The 19,246-nt window shown below is 73.9% G+C and carries 21 protein-coding genes; 15 read left to right on the top strand and 6 right to left on the bottom strand.

Annotated elements, in window-relative coordinates; translation table 11 throughout:
* Nucleotides 1-98 precede the first annotated feature (98 nt).
* Nucleotides 99-1,115: a DMT family transporter gene (locus OG444_RS36850; RefSeq protein ID WP_327266217.1), complete on the bottom strand. Its 1,017-nt coding sequence runs from the start codon at nucleotides 1,113-1,115 to the stop codon at nucleotides 99-101.
* A 29-nt stretch (nucleotides 1,116-1,144) separates the two neighbouring features.
* On the opposite strand from OG444_RS36850, the gene pdxR reads away from it, so the two are divergent.
* From pdxR to OG444_RS36870, 4 genes are read left to right on the top strand one after another with little or no spacing between them, the layout of a single operon-like run.
* Nucleotides 1,145-2,680 carry a MocR-like pyridoxine biosynthesis transcription factor PdxR gene (pdxR, locus tag OG444_RS36855; RefSeq protein WP_327266218.1) on the top strand — a complete coding sequence of 512 codons (1,536 nt, stop codon included), beginning with the start codon at nucleotides 1,145-1,147 and terminating at the stop codon, nucleotides 2,678-2,680.
* A gap of 43 nt (nucleotides 2,681-2,723) precedes the next feature.
* The gene (locus OG444_RS36860) at nucleotides 2,724-3,170 is read left to right on the top strand and encodes an LPXTG cell wall anchor domain-containing protein (protein ID WP_327266219.1); all 447 of its coding nucleotides are present in this window, start codon (nucleotides 2,724-2,726) and stop codon (nucleotides 3,168-3,170) included.
* An 8-nt stretch (nucleotides 3,171-3,178) separates the two neighbouring features.
* A complete protein-coding gene (locus tag OG444_RS36865; RefSeq protein ID WP_327266220.1) occupies nucleotides 3,179-3,841 on the top strand; it encodes an RNA polymerase sigma factor in 663 nt (220 codons plus the stop codon).
* Nucleotides 3,838-4,362: a hypothetical protein gene (locus tag OG444_RS36870; RefSeq protein WP_327266221.1), complete on the top strand. Its 525-nt coding sequence runs from the start codon at nucleotides 3,838-3,840 to the stop codon at nucleotides 4,360-4,362. The genes OG444_RS36865 and OG444_RS36870 overlap by 4 nt, the downstream gene beginning before the upstream one ends.
* A 68-nt stretch (nucleotides 4,363-4,430) precedes the next feature.
* On the opposite strand, the gene OG444_RS36875 is transcribed toward OG444_RS36870, so the two are convergent.
* A complete protein-coding gene (locus OG444_RS36875; RefSeq protein ID WP_327266222.1) occupies nucleotides 4,431-4,883 on the bottom strand; it encodes a MarR family winged helix-turn-helix transcriptional regulator in 453 nt (150 codons plus the stop codon).
* Nucleotides 4,884-5,073: 190 nt separating this feature from the next.
* On the opposite strand from OG444_RS36875, the gene OG444_RS36880 reads away from it, so the two are divergent.
* The 3 genes from OG444_RS36880 to OG444_RS36890 all read left to right on the top strand — a co-directional run bounded on the left by OG444_RS36880 (nucleotide 5,074) and on the right by OG444_RS36890 (nucleotide 8,520).
* On the top strand, nucleotides 5,074-6,324 hold the full coding sequence (locus tag OG444_RS36880; RefSeq protein ID WP_327266223.1) for an MFS transporter: 1,251 nt from the start codon (nucleotides 5,074-5,076) through the stop codon (nucleotides 6,322-6,324).
* A gap of 61 nt (nucleotides 6,325-6,385) precedes the next feature.
* Nucleotides 6,386-6,820 (top strand): GlcG/HbpS family heme-binding protein, encoded by a 435-nt coding sequence (locus OG444_RS36885; protein WP_327266224.1) that lies wholly within the window; start codon nucleotides 6,386-6,388, stop codon nucleotides 6,818-6,820.
* A 59-nt stretch (nucleotides 6,821-6,879) separates the two neighbouring features.
* A complete protein-coding gene (locus tag OG444_RS36890) occupies nucleotides 6,880-8,520 on the top strand; it encodes a beta-N-acetylhexosaminidase (protein WP_442810716.1) in 1,641 nt (546 codons plus the stop codon).
* A 79-nt stretch (nucleotides 8,521-8,599) separates the two neighbouring features.
* Here OG444_RS36890 and OG444_RS36895 read toward each other — a convergent pair whose 3' ends face one another.
* Complete coding sequence (locus tag OG444_RS36895) at nucleotides 8,600-8,908, bottom strand: DUF3040 domain-containing protein (RefSeq protein ID WP_327266225.1); 309 nt, start codon at nucleotides 8,906-8,908, stop codon at nucleotides 8,600-8,602.
* 114 nt (nucleotides 8,909-9,022) lie between these two features.
* Entirely contained in the window at nucleotides 9,023-9,859 is an 837-nt protein-coding gene (locus tag OG444_RS36900) for an endonuclease I family protein (RefSeq protein ID WP_327266226.1), read from the bottom strand.
* Nucleotides 9,860-10,076: 217 nt separating this feature from the next.
* Between OG444_RS36900 and OG444_RS36905 the strand changes: the two genes are divergently transcribed.
* Nucleotides 10,077-10,643: a DJ-1/PfpI family protein gene (locus OG444_RS36905; protein WP_327266227.1), complete on the top strand. Its 567-nt coding sequence runs from the start codon at nucleotides 10,077-10,079 to the stop codon at nucleotides 10,641-10,643.
* Nucleotides 10,644-10,753: 110 nt separating this feature from the next.
* On the opposite strand, the gene OG444_RS36910 is transcribed toward OG444_RS36905, so the two are convergent.
* Nucleotides 10,754-11,569, bottom strand: a complete 816-nt coding sequence (locus OG444_RS36910) for a glutamate ABC transporter substrate-binding protein (protein WP_327266228.1) — start codon at nucleotides 11,567-11,569, stop codon at nucleotides 10,754-10,756.
* 467 nt (nucleotides 11,570-12,036) lie between these two features.
* Here OG444_RS36910 and OG444_RS36915 point away from each other — a divergent pair, with 467 nt between their 5' ends.
* On the top strand, nucleotides 12,037-12,579 hold the full coding sequence (locus OG444_RS36915) for a TerD family protein (RefSeq protein WP_327266229.1): 543 nt from the start codon (nucleotides 12,037-12,039) through the stop codon (nucleotides 12,577-12,579).
* 157 nt (nucleotides 12,580-12,736) lie between these two features.
* Here OG444_RS36915 and OG444_RS36920 read toward each other — a convergent pair whose 3' ends face one another.
* Nucleotides 12,737-13,369 (bottom strand): TetR/AcrR family transcriptional regulator, encoded by a 633-nt coding sequence (locus OG444_RS36920; RefSeq protein WP_327266230.1) that lies wholly within the window; start codon nucleotides 13,367-13,369, stop codon nucleotides 12,737-12,739.
* A 155-nt stretch (nucleotides 13,370-13,524) separates the two neighbouring features.
* On the opposite strand from OG444_RS36920, the gene OG444_RS36925 reads away from it, so the two are divergent.
* The 6 genes from OG444_RS36925 to OG444_RS36950 all read left to right on the top strand — a co-directional run bounded on the left by OG444_RS36925 (nucleotide 13,525) and on the right by OG444_RS36950 (nucleotide 19,224).
* Nucleotides 13,525-14,376, top strand: a complete 852-nt coding sequence (locus tag OG444_RS36925) for a phosphatase PAP2 family protein (protein ID WP_327266231.1) — start codon at nucleotides 13,525-13,527, stop codon at nucleotides 14,374-14,376.
* Entirely contained in the window at nucleotides 14,373-15,275 is a 903-nt protein-coding gene (locus OG444_RS36930; protein ID WP_327266232.1) for a hypothetical protein, read from the top strand. Before OG444_RS36925 ends, OG444_RS36930 begins: the two co-directional genes overlap by 4 nt.
* Nucleotides 15,276-15,408: 133 nt before the next feature.
* A complete protein-coding gene (locus OG444_RS36935) occupies nucleotides 15,409-15,675 on the top strand; it encodes a GlsB/YeaQ/YmgE family stress response membrane protein (protein ID WP_030390536.1) in 267 nt (88 codons plus the stop codon).
* Nucleotides 15,676-15,707: 32 nt separating this feature from the next.
* Nucleotides 15,708-16,856 (top strand): hypothetical protein, encoded by a 1,149-nt coding sequence (locus OG444_RS36940; protein WP_327266233.1) that lies wholly within the window; start codon nucleotides 15,708-15,710, stop codon nucleotides 16,854-16,856.
* Between the two features lie 88 nt (nucleotides 16,857-16,944).
* Nucleotides 16,945-17,424: a ribonuclease E activity regulator RraA gene (gene rraA, locus OG444_RS36945; RefSeq protein WP_327266234.1), complete on the top strand. Its 480-nt coding sequence runs from the start codon at nucleotides 16,945-16,947 to the stop codon at nucleotides 17,422-17,424.
* A 171-nt stretch (nucleotides 17,425-17,595) separates the two neighbouring features.
* Nucleotides 17,596-19,224 carry a peptide-N4-asparagine amidase gene (locus OG444_RS36950; protein WP_327266235.1) on the top strand — a complete coding sequence of 543 codons (1,629 nt, stop codon included), beginning with the start codon at nucleotides 17,596-17,598 and terminating at the stop codon, nucleotides 19,222-19,224.
* Nucleotides 19,225-19,246 lie beyond the last annotated feature (22 nt).

Consider the following 19,246-nt stretch of genomic DNA (forward strand, 5'->3'; position numbering starts at 1 on the left):
TGCCGTGCGCGGGAGCGGACCGCCCCCGCCGTCCCCGCCTGCCGCCCGGACAGGCGGCTGACGCGGGCCGGATCCTCGTCACCGGCCCGCCGGGCGCCTCAAGGGGACGCGGGAGCCCGGTCGGTGCGGGGCTCCCGCGCGTCCGCCGACGGGGCACGTTCCGGACGCAGGCCCGCGGCCAGCCCCACGATCACCACCAGCAGACCCACCCACACCGTCGGGCCCGGGACCCCGCTGCCCGCGAGGACCCCGGCACCGGCCGCGGCCAAGGGAGCGATCCCGGTCAGCAGCCCGGCGCGGCCCGCGCCCACGGCGGCCACCGTGCGGTACCAGAGCAGGAAGGCCACCGCCGTCACCATGACGGCGAGGTATGCGGCCGCCGCCCACTGCGACCGATCGAGCGAGGTCACCTCGGCCGGGCTCTCGAAGAGGACCGTGAGCCCCACCAGCATCAGCGCCCCCAGCCACACCGCGTGCACGGACACACCCCACGCGCCGTGCCGACGCAGCACCGGCACCGCGAGCAGGGTGAACGCCGCCTCGCAGCCCAGCGCGAGCGCCGCCCAGGCGACCCCGGCGGCGTCCGTCCGGCCCGTCCCCTCGACCAGTACCGCCCCGGCCACCACGACCGGAGCCGCCAGCAGCACCCGACGGCTGGGCCGCCGCCCCTCCAGTACGGGCCCGATCAGACCCAGCAGAATCGGTACGGAGGCCACCGCGACGGCGATGACGGCCGGTTCGGCATGCGCCACCCCGCGGACCACGGCCACGTTGAACAGCACCAGCCCGGCCGCCGCGATCCCCGCCAGCCACAGCCACTCCCGGCCGCGCGGCAGGTGGACCGGCACCCGGGCGGCCCGGGCCAGGGCGAACAACAGCAGCGCGGCGGCCGCGTACCGGACGGCCTGGGTGGCGAACAGCGGGGCGTCGACGAGCGCCCGCGAGACCGTGACGCTGCTGCCGACCAGTGCCATCCCGGCGATGCCCGGCGCCAGGTCCCGGAGCGCCGTGGAGGCGGGCGCGGCACCGGAGTCTGATGCGGAGCCGTAGCCGGGGGAGGGGACGGGGCCGGCGGTGGGTACGGAGCCGGAGGCAGAGGCGCGGGGTGAGTGCATGCGATCCAGCGTGGCCGCACAATGGCCCCATGAGCAGGTCCAATGAGGGTGCCTCCGAGGGGTCCAAAAGTCCGAGCGGTTCGGACTTCCTCCAGCTCGACGTGGGTCCGGTCCCGCCCGGCGGCCGTACCGAATGGCTCGCGGGCCGGCTGCGGGCCGCCATCGCCGACGGCACCCTCCCCGTCGGCAGCCGGCTCCCGGCCAGCCGCGTCCTCGCCGCCGAACTGCGCGTCTCCCGCGGGCTCGTCACCGAGGCCTACCAGCGCCTCGCGGAGAGCGGCCAGGTCAGCGGGCGGGGCCGGGCCGGCACCGTGGTCGTCGCCGCCCCACCACCCGTCTCCGCCCCCGCCCCTTCCGCCCCCTCCGCCGCCCCCGCGCGCGGCGGGCCGGTGGACGCCCTGCGCGCCGTACCGTGCCGGATCGACCTCTCGCCCGGGGTGCCCGACCTCACCGCCTTCCCGCGTACCGCCTGGCTGCAGGCCGAGCGCCGGGTGCTCGGCGCGCTCACCTCGGCGGACTTCGGCTACGGGAACCCCCAGGGCGCGCCCGCGCTCCGCGAGGCGGTCGTCGGCTGGCTGGCCCGGAACCGGGGGATCCGCGCCGACCCCGACGAGGTGGTCGTCGTCGCGGGCGTGGCCCAGGCGCTGGCGCTGCTGGCGCACGTCCTGCGGGAGGAGGGCGTGCACCGGGTCGCGGTCGAGGACCCCGGCTCGCTCGGCGCCCGGCAGCAACTGGAGTACGGGCGGCTGGAGACGGTCCCCGTACGGGTCGACGGGGCCGGGCTGGACGTGGCCGGGCTCCGGGCGAGCGGGGCCGGCGCCGTCCTGCTCACGCCGGCGCACCAGTTCCCGACCGGGGTCGTCCTCGACGGCGAGCGCCGCCGGGACCTGCTCGGCTGGGCGGCCGCCGGGGGACTGGTCATCGAGGACGACTACGACGCCGAGCATCGCTACGACCGCGCCCCCGTCCCCGCCCTGCGCGCCCTGCTGCCCGAGGGGGTCTGCTACGCGGGGAGCGTGTCCAAACTCCTCGCCCCCGCCCTGCGCCTGGGATGGCTGCTGGTCCCGCCGCGCCTGCTCGACGCCGTGACCGCCGCCAAGCGCTACGCCGACCTCGGCAACCCGGTCCTCGCCCAGCTGGTCCTGGCCCGGCTGATGGACTCCGGTGATCTGGAGCGGCATCTGCGCTTCGTCCGGCGCCGCCACCGCCGTCGCCGTGACGTCATGCTCCGGGCGGTCGCCGAGCTGTTGCCCGGCGCCCGGGTGCACGGCGCCGCGGCCGGACTGCACCTGATGGTCACCTTCGACGGAGCCGGATTCGAGGACACCGCCCTTGCCTCGGCGGCCCTGGCCCTGGGCGTCAAGACCCACCCGCTGTCATGGCACCGAGTCCGGCCGGGCCCGCCGGGCCTGGTCCTCGGCTACGCGGCGGGCCCGGCCGGTGAGATCGAGGAGGGCATCGCGGTCCTGGCCACGGCCCTTGCGGGTGTCCTTCCGGAAAGCGGCCGGAAAGTTCTTCCGAAGCGGCGGCAACCTCCCGGGGGGTCGCGCGTCGTGCGGGGGTGAAGGGCGTGGTCCCGCGCCCCCGACCCGACCGTGGAGAACCACCGTGAAGAACCTGAAGCGCGTCCACCCGGCCTTCCGCCGGACGGCCGTCACCGCTGCCGCCGCCGGGGCGGCCGTCGCCCTCGCCGGCCCGGCCTTCGCCGCCGGCGGTGGCTCGGCCGCGCCCTCCCCGGCCGTCAGTGTGCCCGCGAGTGCCTCACCCAGCGCGGGCGTGGCCAAGCCCTCCCCGTCGGTGAGCACCCCGCCGAGCGCGGGATCGGACACGAGGAGCGCGTCCCCCAGCGCCGCCCCCAGCGCCAGTCCGTCGGCCCCGGGGTCGAGCGTCCGCCCCAGCGCGTCGCCCTCCGAGCCGGCCGCCGCCCCCGGCACCCCGGAGCTCGCGCATACTGGCTCCTCGGCGACCACCGTCGCCATGGGAGCGGGGGCCACCGGTCTGGTCCTGGCCGGCGCGGGAGCCCTGTACGCCGTGCGGCGCCGCGCGAACAGCTGAGGAACCCCGTGCTCCAACTCGCACCACACGTCGGCCCCCTCACGCCCGGCTTCGGCCGGGGGTGGCGGGGCCTGTGGTCGTTGCTGCGGCGCGAGCGGTCCGCCCCGCCCGTCTCCCCGCGGCCGTACGGCGGCCCGTACGGGTCCTCGTACCCGCACGACCACACGGTCCACGCCGACCTGCGGCCGCCCACCGTCACCGAGCTCTACCACGCGCACCGGCTGCGGATGGTCCGGCTGGCGGTGCTGCTCGTCGACGACCTGGCCACCGCCGAGGACGTGGTCCAGGACGCCTTCACCGCCCTCTACCGGCGGCACGGGGAACAGATCACCGAGGTCGACAACGCCCTGGGCTACCTGCGCACCGCGGTGGTCAACACCTCGCGCTCCGTCCTGCGCCGCAGGCGCACCGCCCGCGCCTGGACCCCGCCCGTGGCGGCCGACATTCCGTCCGCCGAGGACCGCGTGGTCCTGGACGAGGCGCACCGCGAGGTGCTCGCCGCGCTCGGCCGGCTCACGCCGCGCCGCCGCCAGGTCCTGGTGCTGCGGTACTGGGCCGATCTCAGCGAGGCGGAGATCGCGACCACCCTCGGGATCAGCCGGGGAGCCGTGAAGTCCAACGCGAGCCGCGGCCTGGACTCCCTGGAGAAGATTCTGGAGGGACGGATATGACGGGTGACGGCGAACGCCTCGCCGAGCGTCCCGTCGAGCGCAGGCTGCGGCAGGCACTCGACGCACGCGCGGACAGCATCGACGTCCGTGGACTGCGGCCCGCGGATCCGCCGGGGGCGCGGGCCGGACGGCTGCCGATGGCCGGGCTGCGGAGGTTCGCGCTGCCGCTGGCGGGCCTGGTGGCGGCCGCCGCAGCCGCCGGGGTCGGCTACCTGCTACTGGCCCCGGACGCGTCGCCGGGCCCGGGGCTGCCGGCCACTCCACCGAGGATCACGGCCCCCGGCCCGTCCTCGGAGCACTCGAAGTCGCCGACTCCGGCGCCGTCCGGATCCGGGCGGCCCACCCCGGGCGTGGACTCCTCGGGGAGCCCGTCCGCTTCCTCGCCCCCCTCCCGGTCGGGGAGCCCGTCGGCCACGGTCTCTCCCCGGTCGCCGGGATCGGCGAGCCCGTCGGCGAGCCCGTCCGGCGCGCGCGGCGCCTCCGTGACGCCCTCACCGCCGTCGGCATCGGCCTCGCGCTAGGTCCTGTCGTCGAAGGAGCGCCGGTTGGGCCGCCGGACGCCCGTAGCTCGTCGCCCGGCGTCCGGCCCTCAGCGGCGGAGGTTCTCCACCGCCGCCACCAGCGGGGCGAGTTCCGGCTTGCGCGAGGCCTCGTCGAGGGCCTCGCGCAGCGCGGTGTCATTGGTGGGGCGGGCCGCGGCCAGGAGGGCCAGGCCCGCCTCGCTCACGTCGGTGTAGATGCCCCGCCGGTCGGTGTCGCAGATGTAGCGGTTCAGCAGGCCGCGGTCCTCCAGCCTGCTGACCAGCCGGGTCGTCGCGCTCTGGCTGAGGACCACCGATTCGGCGACCTGGTGCATGCGCAGGTGCCCGCCCGGTCCGCTGTGCTGGCGGCTGAGGACGTCGAGCAGCGAGTACTCGCGCACGCTGAGGCCGTGCCCGGCCTGCAGGGCCCGTTCGATGTGCGCCTCGATCCGCCCGTGCAGGAGGGAGAGGGCGCACCAGCCCTGGGAGAGGGCGGTGAGCGCGCTGTCCGTGGCCGTCATGGGCTCCTCCATCGAAGCGTCCCGGGCTGGGTCTGTGTCCACCAGGATAGTCCACATGTGCAATAGCCCGCGCTTGCAAATATCCCGCGTCTGCAATTAATGTGGACGCATGCAAGTGGCGAGCGCAACCAATTGCGTCATGTCGGCGCCCGCCCCCGCACCACCCCCTCCCCTGAAGGACACCTCCCCCATGCCTCTCGCACTCCTCGCCCTTGCCGTCGGGGCCTTCGGGATCGGCACCACCGAATTCGTGATCATGGGCCTGCTCCCCGAGGTCGCCGGCACGTACGGGGTCTCGATCCCCACCGCGGGCTTCCTGGTCACCGGCTACGCCCTCGGCGTCGTCCTCGGCGCGCCGCTGATGACCGTGCTCGGCACCAGGATCCCCCGCAAGCGCATGCTGATGCTGCTCATGGGCCTCTTCATCGCGGGCAACGTGCTCTCCGCCCTGGCCCCCGCCTTCGGCTTCATGCTCGCGGGCCGCATCGTCGCCTCACTCGCCCACGGCGCCTTCTTCGGCATCGGCGCGGTCGTCGCCGCCGAACTCGTCGCCCCCGAGAAGAAGGCCGGCGCGATCGCCATGATGTTCACGGGACTGACGGTCGCCAACGTCGTCGGCGTCCCGCTCGGCACCTTCGTCGGGCAGACCATCGGCTGGCGCGTCACGTTCCTGATCGTCGCCGCGCTCGGCGTGGCCGGTCTGCTCGGCATCGCCCGGCTGGTCCCCGATCTGCCCAGCCCCGAGGGCGGCGTGCGGATCCGCCGCGAGCTCGCCGCCTTCCGCAACGTCCAGGTGCTGCTCGCGATGGCGATGACCGTCCTCGGCTTCGGCGGAGTCTTCGCCGCGATCACCTACATCACCCCGATGATGACCAACGTCGCCGGCTTCGCCGACTCCTCCGTCACCTGGCTCCTCGTCCTCTTCGGCCTGGGCATGGTCGCCGGCAACCTCATCGGCGGCCGGTACGCCGACCGCGCACTGATGCCGATGCTGTACGTGGCCCTGGGCGCCCTCGCCGTCACCCTCGCCGTCTTCACCCTCACCGCACACACCAAGGCCGGCGCCGCCGTCACCGTCGTCCTCATCGGCGCCCTCGGCTTCGCCACCGTGCCGCCGCTCCAGAAGCGCGTCCTCGACCAGGCCGCCGGGGCACCCACCCTGGCCTCGGCCGTCAACATCGGCGCCTTCAACCTCGGCAACGCCCTCGCCGCCTGGCTCGGCGGACTCGTGATCACCGCCGGCCTCGGCTGGACCGCCCCCAACTGGGTCGGCGCGGCCCTGGCCGCCTCCGCCCTGGTGCTCGCCCTCGTCTCCGGCGCACTGGAACGCCGTACGGCGGGACGCCCGGCCCGGGGCGAGCGCGGCGACGGGCCCGAGCGCGGCGCCGTCGTGGCGGCCGGAGCGCCCGAGCCGTCCGAGGCCGTCCCCGCCCGCCACTGATCCATCCACCGGTCCCTCCCGATCGCGCGTAGGCACCCCCCCCCGCAAGGAGAAACACCCCGTGTCCACCCCCACCCCCACACGCACCGCCGTCGCCCCCCTGACCACCGAGGACGCCGACCTGCTCGTCGCCACCGCCGCGTCCGCCGCCCAAGCGGCCGGGGTCAGCGTCAGCGTCACCGTCCTCGACGCCGGGGGCCACCTGCTCGCCTTCCGCCGCGACGACCGCGCCGTGCTGATCTCCGGCGAGACCAGCACCCGCAAGGCCTACACGGCGCTCCAGCTGAACGCGCCCACCGCCGACCTCGTCGAGGCCGTCCTGCCCGGTGGCCCCTTCCACACGCTGCCCACGGCCCTCGACCGCCCGCTGCTGTTCATCGCGGGCGGGTTGCCGGTCCACCGCGAGGGCCGTCTCATCGGCGCCGTCGGCGTCGGCGGCGGCGCCCCCGACCAGGACCACCGCTTCGCCGCCGCCGCGCTGGAAGCCCTTGTCTGAGGCCGCCGGGTCGCGCGCCCGTGTCCCCCGTGCCAGGTTGGTACGGGGGAAACAGGCACATGATGAGCAAACCGAGGCGGAACAAGAGGGTCCACGTCATCGCGACGGCCACGGTCGCCGCGCTGGTCACCCTTGCCCTCCCGGGCTGCACGGCCGCCTCGGACGAGGTGCGCACCCCGGGCGCCCGGGACTCCTCCTCCACCACCGCCGCCCGCACCACGGCGGCCGCCCCGGCCGAGGCCGCCCCCACTCCCACACCCAGCCCGACCCACGCCCTGTCCACGGCCCCGCGCACCATCCCGGCGGTCCGGGAGCACGTGCCCGCCCGCGGCCCCGGCTGGAAGCCCGCCCCCGACGCCCGTGTCGTCGTCGCACCGGACGACACCGCCGCACTGTCGGACGAGGCGAAGCTGCTCGCCGGTGAACTGCGCATCGGGTACGGAGAGTCGGCGGCGCCGCGCGCCGGTGACGTGGAACTGTCCCTGGACGCCGGGGCGGCGGGAGGTCCCGAGTCGTACACCCTCGACGTCAAGGACGGCCGCGTCCGCATCAACGGACCCGACCAGGCCGGGGTCTTCTACGGCACCCGCACCCTCAAGCAGGCGGTGAAGAGCGCCGGATCGGCCCCCGAGGGCACCGTGCGCGACGCCCCCGCCAAACCGCAGCGCGGCCTCAACCTGGACATAGCGCGCAAGCACTTCACCCCCGAGTGGATCAAGGACCGGCTGCGGGAGATGGCCGACCTCAAGCTCAACCAGCTGGGCCTGCACTTCTCCGACGACCAGGCCTTCCGGATCCAGTCCGACACGCACCCCGAGATCGTCTCCACCCCGCACCTCACCAAGGCCCAGGTCCGCGACATCAACGCGCTCGCCGCCCGGCTGCACATCACGGTGGTCCCCGAGATCGACTCGCCCGGCCACCTCGGCGCGGTGCTGCGCGCCCACCCCGACCTCCAGCTCCGCGACACGCAGGGCCGGGCGGTCAAGGGCGCCGTCGACATATCGAACCCGGCGTCCGCCAAGCTCGTGGACGAGCTGCTGCGCGAGTACATTCCGCTCTTCCCCGGACAGGCCTGGCACCTGGGCGCCGACGAGTACCAGGCCCTGGTCTACCGCGACCCGCAGGCCTCCTTCCCCCAGCTCGCCCGCGCCGCCCAGCAGCGGTACGGGCCCTCGGCGCGGGTCCAGGACCTGGCGACGGGCTGGCTGAACGACCGCGCGGACGCCGTCCGGCCGTCGGGGAAGGCGCTCAAGGCGTGGAACGACGGGTTCTTCGCGGGCGGGGTGACGAGCGCCGCCAAGGACATCCAGGTCGAGTACTGGACCGGTAAGGAGACGGGCGCCCGGCCGCCGCTGGAGTACCTGCGCGAGGGCCGCAAGGTCGTCAACCTCAACGACGAGTTCCTGTACTACGTGCTGGGGGAGCCCAACCAGTTCACGTACCCCACCGGGAAGCGGATCTACGAACAGTGGACCCCGCTCGTCCTGCGCGGCACGACCCCCGTCCCGGCCTCGTACGGGCCGCAGATCCTGGGCGCGCGCCTCGCCGTCTGGAGCGACCTCGCCAACGCCCAGACCCAGGCCCAGGTGGCCCAGGGCATCCGGACACCGCTGGCCGCGCTCTCGCAGAAGGTGTGGGACTCCCGCACGCCCCAGCTGCCCTGGGCCGACTTCAAGGCGCTCGCCGACCGGCTCTGAGGGGCCCGGGGGGAGGGGCGCCGCCGTTCACGGACGGCCCCGGACCGGCGGCCATGACCGCGGACGGATCCTACGGCCCCTACAGCTGCCCGGTGCGCCCGCGGCCCTGCCCGCGACGCCGGAGCCATTGAGTGACCAGCGGCAGCGCCAGCAGGGCCGCCGCCGTCCACACGGCGGCGAAGGCCCAGAGCAGGAGCCGGGACACGGTGACCGAGGCCGCCACGAAGAGGGCCACCGCCACCGCACCGAGCAGCCAGGCCGCCACGGTGCGATGACGTCGGTGCGACGTGGACCGCAGGATCCGGTCGAGCGAACGGTCACCCTTGAGTTCGGCCTCGATCGCGGAGAGGGCGCGCTGCTCACGATCGGAGAGTCCGGCTCCGTCCATCACGACGTACCTCCGCCGGCTGCTGCCGTCGGGCGCGGATCGCAGCCTCTGGCCTGGGAATACCCGGCCTGACGCGGCCCAACCCCCGCAGGACGCCGTGACCGGCGGCGGCGGTCACCAGATGGAGTTGACCCACTCCGGGTGGTCGATGAACGGGTTCCGGTTGTGCTGGTACACATCGAATATGACCTGGTTGCGGCGCTGCTCGAAGGCGTCCGGCGGGTCCATCTGGTTCCACTGCTTCAGCAGGCTGATCCGCCCGTGGGCCGGGGCGGAGCCGTTGTTGACCTGGTCGTTCAGCTCCAGGTTCGCGAAGCCGTCGCCGCCGTCGTAGCGGACGGCCATGTAGAGCAGCATCCGTGCCACATCGCCCTTGACGGCGTCGCGCGGCTCGAAGGAGTCTCCGTCGGTCAGGCTGCCCGGCGCCTCGCCGACCGGGCTGCCGCCCTTGTCGAAGTCCTTGTTGCCGCGGGTGCTGTTGACGGTGACGTCCTCGGGGCGCAGGTGGTGCAGGTCGGTGCCCGGGCCGGTGGCTGTGCCGAAGTCGCCGTGGCTCTTGGCCCAGACGTGCTCGCGGTTCCAGTCGTTGGACCCGCCGCCGTTCGTCGCCTTGGACTGGGAGCGGCCGGAGTAGAGCAGGATGACGTTGCTGGCGTTCGCCGGATCCTGGTCCGTCACCTTCAGGGCGTTCCACACGCCGTCGTAGCTCACCTTGGACTGGGTCTTGATGATGTCGTGCAGTGCGCTCTTCAGGGCGGGCCCCGTCTTGCCCTGGGCGCCCGCGTAGTAGTCGGCGTAGTCGGTGTATGCGCTGTACGGGTCGGCCGCGGCGGCCGTCGGGTTCTCGGGGGCCGCCGCCGGCTGCTGGCCGGCGGACGCGGCCGCCGGGACGGCGAACAGGGCGACGGCGGCGAGGCCGGCCGCCCAGGGGGTGACGCGCGAGATCTTCATCTGGTGGGGGGTACCTCTCCAAACGCACCGTCCCCGCCCGGGGAATTGGCGGAGTGTCAGTGGCAGTGCGAGGGTCACATTGTCATGTGCCGAACAGATGAAGACCATGTGTCGGGACTGCGGATCTTCGTGTGTGCCGGCCACCCGCCGCGGGCAGGGTAGCGATGGCCCCCGGCGGGGCCGGACCCACCATGACCAGCCCTATCGGGAGCAGCCCATGGCAGTGAAGATCCTCATCGTGACCGGCGACGCGGCCGAATCGCTGGAAGTGCTGTATCCGTACCAGCGCCTGCGCGAGGAGGGGTACGAGGTCCACATCGCGGCGCCGCAGGTGAAGAAGCTGCGGTTCGTGGTCCACGACTTCGAGGACGGCTTCGACACCTACACCGAGAAGCCCGGCTACACCTGGCCCGCCGATCTGGCCTTCGTCGACGTGGTCACCGAGGACTACGCGGCCCTGGTCGTCCCGGGCGGCCGGGCGCCGGAGTACCTGCGCAACGATCCCGAGGTGCGCCGGATCCTGGCCGCCTTCGCGGAATCGGACAAGCCGATCGCCCAGATCTGCCACGGCCCGCTCATCACCGCGGCGGCCGGGGGGCTGACCGGCCGCCGGGTGACCGCCTACCCGGCACTGGAGCTGGACATGAAGGCGGCCGGCGCCGAGTTCGAGGACTCCGAGACCGTGGTCGACGGCACGCTGGTCTCGGCCAGGGCGTGGCCCGACCACTCGCGCTGGATGAGGGAGTTCCTGACCGTACTGCGGAGCAAGGCTCCGGTGGTCTGAGCGGGATCACGCGGGCGGCCGTGACCCCATGGGCGGGGTCACGGCCGTCACATCGTGGGGCGGGGGCCTATTTCAGGCCAGACGGGCGGGCGTCACCGCCGCGGCGATCGTCAGCCGACGGGGGCCACCGGCGGAGCCGGCTCGTACTTGTAGCCCGGACCGAAGTTCTTCTTCACGGCAGCCTCCCAGGCGCCGTCCGAGACCATCTTCTTCAGCGCGTCGTTGATCTTGCGCTGGAGGTCCTTGTTGCCCTTCTTGACGCCGATGCCGTAGTTCTCGTTGCTCAGGTTCTGGCCGAGCAGCTTGAACTTGCCCTCGTTGCCCTTGCGGGCGGCGTATCCGGCCAGGATGGAGTTGTCCGTGGTCATGGCGTCGACCCGGCTGTCCTGGAGGGCGACGACGCAGTCCGAGTAGCCGCCGAGCTCCAGCAGGCCCGCCTTGGGGGCGAGGTTCTTGCGGAGGTTCTCGGCGGAGGTGGAGCCGCTCACCGAACACAGGCTCTTGGAATTGAGGTCCTCGGGCTTGGTGATCGACGCGTCGTTGGCGCGGGTCAGCAGGTCCTGGTGCGCGACGAAGTACGGGCCGGCGAAGTCGACCTTCTCCTTGCGCTTGTCGTTGATCGAATAGCTCGCCACGACAAACTTGACCTCGTTGTACTGCAGGAGCAGCTCACGGTCATTGCTGTAGACCTGCTTGAATTCGATCTTGTCGGGCTTGTAGCCGAGTTCCTTGGCCACATAAGTGGCGACGTCCACGTCGAAACCGGTGAAGGTGCCGTCGGTCTCCCGCATACCGATACCGGGCTGGTCGAACTTGATCCCGATCGAAAGGGTCCCGGCCCCCTGGTCCTCGTCACCGACGCACCCGGAGGCGGTCAGGGCGATTGCGATCACTGCGGCGACCGCACCGGCCTGGGGAACCTTCATGCTGCACTCTTTCCTGAGGAACGCGGGACGCGTCACCGGGATCGCCGGAGGCGTGTGGAACCGCGCGAATAACGGGGACGTCGGGACGCGTGTACGAGGAAGCTAGGAAGCGGACGGGCACAGCGTCACTACATTTGAGGAAAACTTGAGGATAACGATCCGGTTGTGCTGCAGATCTTGCGGCCGGCCTGGCGCGGGGCGGGTGAAAAGGGCAGGCGCGGGAGCGGGTCCGGTGCAGGTGCACGGGAATCTGCTGCTCTTGGGCGAAGGGGTGTAAATCCCTTTCATCCGCACTCTCCGGTTTCCCGAATGTGAGGCACGCGTACGTCCGCCGCCCGGCGGCCCGCCGGACCGGGCGGGCGAGGTTCGGCCGGCCGAACTGGCCGGGAACGTACGATCGTTCGGCCCGGGCCCGGGGGCTCGTGGGATCATGAACGGGCAATGCCCGTGAGTGAAGGGGGAGTTCGATGACCGGTGTGCGCAAGGGCCTGGCCAAGGTGGAGTTCGCCCTCCGGTGGGATCCCAGCCCGGCCGGAACGCCCGCGAACGACCTCGACATAGTGGCCGCGGTCTACGGCGCCGCGGACCCCCACGGGGCGCCCGTCCAGCTGGTGCACTTCGGCAGCCGGTCGCCCGACGGCACCATCGCCCTGAACCGGGACAGCCATACCGGCCAGGGCTTCGGCTTCGACGAGGTGATGACCATCGAGCTGCACCGGATGGCGTCGCGGTCGAGCCGCGTGGTGGTCGGTGTGGTCATCCAGAACGCCGATGCCGGTGACGGGGGCCGTGCGAAGACCTTCGCCGACATCGCCGGCACCGGGTTCCGGATCCGCGAGGGCCACACGGACCTCGCCCAGGGCGATTTCGCCACCGTGTCCGCCGCCACCGCGGCCACCGTCGCCGAATTCAGCCGCGACGCCTCGGGTGCCTGGTCCTTCGAGCCGTGGCTGCACGGAGTCGAGGCCGATCCGGAGGAATTCGCCCGGACCATGGGCGCCCTGCGCTGAGACCGGCCGCCGGACCGGCGGGGGATCCGCACAGATCGGGCGGCGGCCACTCCTGGGGTGAGTGGTCGCCGCCCGATCCGGGTGGCGCGCTGCCGCCGTCCCCACGAGGCAGCGCGGGCAGGTCGCCGTCAGGTCATCAGGACGGCGGCCCGCCGGTTCAGGGGGCCTGACCGGCCGGGGGCCGGGTGGGGCCGGAGGGCGCGAGGCCCAGGGACGGGAGCATCACGGCGTCGACGAACCGGACCAGGTAGTCGGCGTCCGCGTACCGCCCCTCCAGTACCGGCCGGATGCGGAGCACACCCATCAGCTGTGCAGGCAGGAACTCCACGGCCGGATGGTCCGCGGCGATCTCGCCGCGCTCCACGGCCCGTCCGACCATCACGGCGAACGCCGCCAGCTCCGGCTCGACCAGCGCCTCGCGCAGGGCGGCCTGGAGCTCCTCGTCGCTGAGCACGGCGTGCCCGAGGGCCTGCGTCAGCCGGGTGTCCCTGCCCGAGGTGCCGGCGGCGATCCGGGCGGCCTCGCGCAGGTCGCCCGCCAGCGAACCGGTGTCCACGGCGACGAGCGTGCCCCGCCGGCCGGCGCGCAGGGCGGCGGCGACCAGCCGGGGCTTGGTCTTCCACTGCCGGTAGAGCGTCGACTTGCCGCAGCTGGCCCGGGCGGCGACGCCCTCCATGGTCAGGGCCTCGTAGCCGTGCTCGCGCAGCTGCTCCAGGACGGCGTCGAAGAACTCCTGCTCACGCTCCGGTGTGATCTTGGAGCGACGCGCGGGGGTCGGTGTCGACGTCATGGGATGCGGCTCTCCTCGAGGGCGTCTCGGCGGCAGGTTCCACTGGAAGAAGTGTACGGGAACGCGAGCGTATCGGTACACCGGCGTATCGATACGCGAATGTATCGATACACTGGCGTGTCGCTGTGTGCGTCAACAGGAAGAGAGACCGGGGGATGAGCTCCTACCCCACCCCTGCAGGGCCGGCAGCCGGACCGAGAGCCGCGCGCCGCCGCCTCGTACGCGAGCTGCTGCTCGTCGTGGGCTTGTTCACCGTCTACAAAGCCGGCCGGCTCCTCTCGACCGACCGCGCCGACGAGGCCCTGCGCAACGCGGCACGAATATGGGACGCCGAGCGCGCCCTGCACCTGCCCGGCGAAGGCGCGGTCCAGCGGCTGCTGCTGCACGGGGACGCCCTCGTCACCACCGCCAACACCTACTACGCGGGTGTCCACTTCCCCGCGACCGCGCTCTTCCTGATCTGGCTCTACGTCCGCCGCCCCGCCCACTACCTGTGGGCGCGCCGCGTCCTCGCCGGGCTCACCGGCGCCGCCCTCGTCCTGCACCTGGCCTTCCCGCTCGCGCCCCCGCGACTGCTCGGCGCCGCGCGGCTCATCGACACGGCGCAGGTCTACGGGCCCAGCGTCTACCGGGCCGCGCCGGCCGAGGACACCCTGGCGAACCAGTTCGCCGCCATGCCCTCACTGCACTTCGGCTGGGCGCTGATGCTCGCGCTCGGCATGATCGCCGCCACCTCCTCGCGCTGGCGCCCGCTGTGGCTGCTGCACCCGCTGCTGACCCTGCTCGTGATAGTCGGCACGGCCAACCACTACTGGCTCGACGCCGTCGTCGCCGCCGCCCTCCTCGGGGCGGCCCTGCTGTTCGTCCCGCGGCCGCGCGCGGGTGACGACCCGGGCAGGGGCTCCGGTCCGGACCCGGAAACGGGCTCGGAGACCGGCTCCGGCACCCCCGTACGAGGCCTGCCGCGCCCGCGGAGCACGGTCGTGGCCGTAGGGGCCGGGCGATGAACGACACCGCCCTCGCCGTCGGCCTCTGCCTGGCGTCGGCCGTGGCCTACGCGGCCGCAGCCGTGGCCCAGGAACGGCTCGCCCGGGCCGCCGTCGCACGCAGCGCCAAGGCCCTGCTGGGCTCCGGCGCCTGGTGGTGGTCGGCCGGGCTGAACGCGGCCGCGGCGCTGCTGCACGCGGCAGCCCTGCGGTACGGCCCGCTCACCCTGGTGCAGCCGCTCGGCGCCCTCACCCTGGTGGCCGCCGTCCCGCTCGGGGCGCGCAGGTCCGGCCGCCGGGTGGCGGCCACCGAATGGCGGGGCACCCTGGCCACCGTCGCCGGGCTCGGCCTGCTCCTGCTCCCGGCCTCCGGGCCGGCCCCCGACGACACCCTCACGCTGGTCGAGGCACTGGCTGTCTCCGGGGCGACGACCGCCGTGATCCTGATGCTGACCGCGGCCAAGGACCCGGGGGCGGGGCTGCGCCACGCGACCGCGTCGGGCCTGGCCTCCGCGGCGGCCTCCGCCCTGACCCAGACGGTTGCCGTGGCGGCCGGCCGCGGCGGAGCCCTGCTCAGCTTCCGGGTCGTCTCGGTGGCCCTGCTCGTCGTGGTGTTCGCGGTCGGCGGGATGCTGCTGTCGCAGCGGGCCTACCGCGGCGGACTCGGCGCCCCGCTCGCCGTGGTGAACCTGGCCAATCCGCTGGCCGCGGCCGCCATCGGCATGGTCCTGCTCGGCGAGCGGCTGCAGGGCGGAGTGGCGGGGCTGCTCTTGGCGGGGGCCGGAGCCTTCCTGGCGGCGCGCGGGGTGCTCCTGCTCACCCGGGCGCCCGCCGCCGGTACGGGTGCCGGTGCCGCTGCGGGTGGAGGTGCCGTCGGGAGTGCCGAACTCTCCGTACCGGCTGGGCGCGTGGCGCTCTGAGTCCGTGGCGCCCCACGTCCGCGAGGGCCTGAGCCGATGGGGGGCAGGGCCCGCGGAGAACCGATTCAGCCCAGGTGGCGTCCTCCACGGAGAACGCCCGAACGACTGAACGACCGAAGCGGAGTGACTGGACATGGGGATCGTCAGCTGGATCATCCTGGGACTGCTGGCCGGGGGAATCGCCAAGGTCCTGCTGCCCGGCCGGGATCCCGGTGGCCTGATCGGGACCACCCTCATCGGCGTCGCCGGAGCCTTCATCGGCGGCTGGCTCTCGGCGAAGGTGCTGGACAAGCCGATCCAGACCGAGTTCTTCGACCTGGCGACCTGGGGCTCCGCCATCGCGGGCTCGCTGGTCCTGCTGATCGGCTACCGCATCCTGTTCGGCAACTCCCGGGACTGACCCGCGCACCCGCCGGCCGTAGGGTCAGCCGCATGAGGAGATCCACCCCGCTCGCCCGCATCCTGGGCGCCGCCGCACTGCTGTGTGCCGCCGTCGCCCTCGGCGCCACCCAGGCCGCCCGGGCCGGAACCGCCACCGGGGCCGCCCGCCCGGACATCCTCATCCCGCTGCTCGCGGCCGGTGTCCTGGCCGCCGGCTGGGTGCTCGCCGTCCGGGCCGCGCCCCTGGTCGAGCCTCTGCCGGCGGCCCCCGCCCGTGCCGCGATACCCGCCGTGCTCGCCGCCGTCCGCCGCGACCCCGGCCACCTGGCCGGCGCCCTGCTGTTCGTATGGGCTCCGTACGCGGCCGCCGCGGCCGCCTATGCCGGCAGCGGGTCGGCCGCCGGCAGCCTGATCTGCCTGATCGCCTTCTTCTTCGCCATCGGCACCTCCCCGTACGCACTCCGCGATCTGCTCGGCAGGCAACTCGGATCCGCCGAGCGGCTGCTGCGGGAGGACGCCGCCGCCGGGCGGGTGCACGCCGTGCGCGTCCGGATCGACCGCGCCGTGCGGGAGGACCCGCCCGGCCCCGCCGCCACCGGCATCCGCCCGCCCCGGGCCGATGCCTCACGCCGCCTCGAACTCATCCCGGGTACGCCGGACGGCGCCCCGCCGCCCGTCGGGTTCCGGCCGATGTCCGGCTCCGGCTTCCGGACGCTCACCGGTGACAAGCACCTGGCCGAGGCCGCCGCCCAACTCGTCGGCCACGAGGCCTGGCTGTGCTGGCCCGCCCGGTGGAAGCTGGCGCTGGCCGCCCCCACCGACCGCAGGTTCCCGCTGCCCGCCGCCCTGGTCACCGACAGCGGACACGTCGTATGGGGCCGCACCTTCGAGGAGGACTGGGACCGCTACCTGCGTTCCGGCGCGGCCCCCGAGCACCCGACCGACCCCGGCCTCACCGCCGTTCCCCTCCCGCGCCCCGCACGCTTCGTCCCCCGGGCGCACGGCCGGGGACTGCTCGCCCTGGCCGCGGCGTTCCTCACCGCCCTGCCCTGCCTCCTGGGCCTCGTCACGCCGCCGGTGGCGCTCTTCCTCGCGGTGAGCGCGGGTCTGCTGGTCCTCGGCGCGGGCCTGTGGATCAGCGGCAGCGCGACCCGGGCGGACCCGCGGCTGTGGACCGTACGGGAACAGACGCGGCCCTGAGACGCCCCGCCGCGCCGACCACCGGCCGATTACGCTGACCGCACCAGCGCGACGGACGAGTACGAGCAGCGAGGAAACCGGTATCCCGATGAGTGTCACCCCCGTTCCCACAGCCGACCTGTACGACGAGTACGGCGAGTCCCTCGCCATCTGCGCCACCGGCTTCCGCCAGTTCGGCGGCCGCCGGCTGTTCGCCGGACCCGTACGGACCGTCCGCTGCCACGAGGACAACGCACTGCTGCGCACGCTCCTCCACACGCCGGGCGAGGGCGCGGTGCTCGTCGTGGACGGCGGCGGCTCACCGCGCACCGCCCTGGTCGGCGACCTCATCGCGGGCGCGGCCGAGGCCAACGGCTGGGCCGGCCTGATCATCAACGGCTCGGTCCGCGACAGCGTCGCCCTCGGCGGACTCGACCTCGGCATCAAGGCGCTCGGAACGGTCCCCCGCAAGAGCGGCAAGACCGGCGAGGGCGCGGTCGACGAGCCCGTCACCATCGGCGACATCACCTTCCGCGCCGGGGACACCGTCCACGCGGACGACGACGGCGTGGTCGTCCTGCCCCGCTGACGCCCGGAGCGGACCGAACGTACGGGAGCACACCGGAGCGGACGGGAGCGGCCCGCGGCGGCCCGCGGCGGCCCGCGGCGGCCCGCGGCGGCCCGCAGCGGATCAGAACCGGCCAGGGCCGGAGCCCGGGCCCTGGCACGGCCGCGGCGGGCCGGGTTTCACTGCGGGCCCATGAGACGACGACACCGCATCACCGGCCTGCTCGGCGCGATCGCGCTGACCGCCGCCACTCTGGCCACCGCGGGACCCGCGTACGCCGGGACCCCGGCGGCGGACCCGCCGCCCGCCGAGTTCGGCACCGACTGGCACGACCCCCTCACCGCGGCCCCGCCCGTCGCCCGCCCCGCGACCCGCTCCTGCCAGGTCACCCTCGCGGAGGCGCAGTTCCGCGACTTCACCCCGTACCGCGGCGGCTACACGCCGCCCGTCGGCTGCGGCACGGCCCGCTGGGCCAAGGTGGTCCTCCGCCTCGACGGCAAGGTCAAGGGCCGCCAGTACGACCGCCTCGGCCATCTCTCCCTCGGCGGGGTGGAGGTCCTGCGCACCTCCACCCCGCAGCCCTCGCCCGACGGCATCACCTGGTCCGTCGAGAAGGACGTCACCCGCTACCGCGACACCCTCGCCCGTCCGCAGCCCGTCGAGATGCTCATCGGCAACGTCGTCGACGACACCTACACCGGTGTCATCGACGTCAAGGTGGCCCTGACCTTCTACGCCGCCGACGCCCGCACCCCGGCCCCCGACACCCCCGACCGCGTCCTGCCCCTCACCTCCCCGACGGTCACCACCCCGCGCAACACCGAGCGGCTCCTCGCCGAGGTGTACGCCACCGGCTCGGGCGGTGGCTGCGAGGAGTACTGGTACATGACCACCCCGGAGGCGGCCCCGTACTCCTGCAAGGCCGCCGACGGCCCGCACCGCGAGGTCCGCGTCCTCGTCGACGGACAGCTCGCCGGCATCGCCGCGCCCTTCCCGACCGTCTGGACCGGCGGCTGGTCCAACCCGTTCCTCTGGTACGTCACCCCCGGCCCGCGCGCCTTCGACGTCCAGCCCGTCCGCTACGACCTCACCCCCTACGCGGCCCTCCTCAACGACGGCCGGCCGCACCGGATCGAGGTGTCCGTAGCCGGGGTGCCGGCCGGACAGAGCGGCTGGAGCACTCCCACCAACCTGCTGCTCTGGCAGGACGAGACGCGCAAGGTCGTCACCGGCGCCCTGACCCGGCACGAGGAGAGCGAGCCGGCCGGCCACTCCCGGTGGACCCCCGCGGCGCCCGGCGCCCGGCACCGCCTGGACACCGAGGGCGGACACGGACTGACCGTCGCCGGGTACCTGAACACCTCCCACGGCCGGGTGGCCACCACCGTCTCCCGCACCGTGCGCGGCACCTCGGTCCACCACTGGACCGACGGCGAGAACCAGGACGCGCTCAACGCCACCTGGACCGACGAAGAGAGCGTGACGCACGGGCCGGCCACCACCCGCACGGCCCGCACCTACACGATGGACGGCGAGACCACCCTCGGCGCCGGCGACCGGCTGCGCACCGTCCTGTCGCTCGGCGACCGCGCGGACACCGTCACCCTGCGCGGCGGCAGGGCCGTCGACAGCTCGCGGCTCGACGACCGGTACACCGGTGATGCCACCTACACCGCGAACGTCCCGCGCGACCAGCGGCACGCGGTCGCCACGACCTCCGCCCGCTACCGGCTGTACGGGTCGGCAGCACCGGGCGGCTGTTACGACCGCACCGTGGAGACCGCCCAGGGCACGCTCACGGTGGACCGCCGACACTGCTGAGCCGGCCGCCCCCTACGATATG

Origin of the sequence: Streptomyces sp. NBC_01232, assembly GCF_035989885.1 — a bacterium.
Lineage (GTDB): Bacteria > Actinomycetota > Actinomycetes > Streptomycetales > Streptomycetaceae > Streptomyces.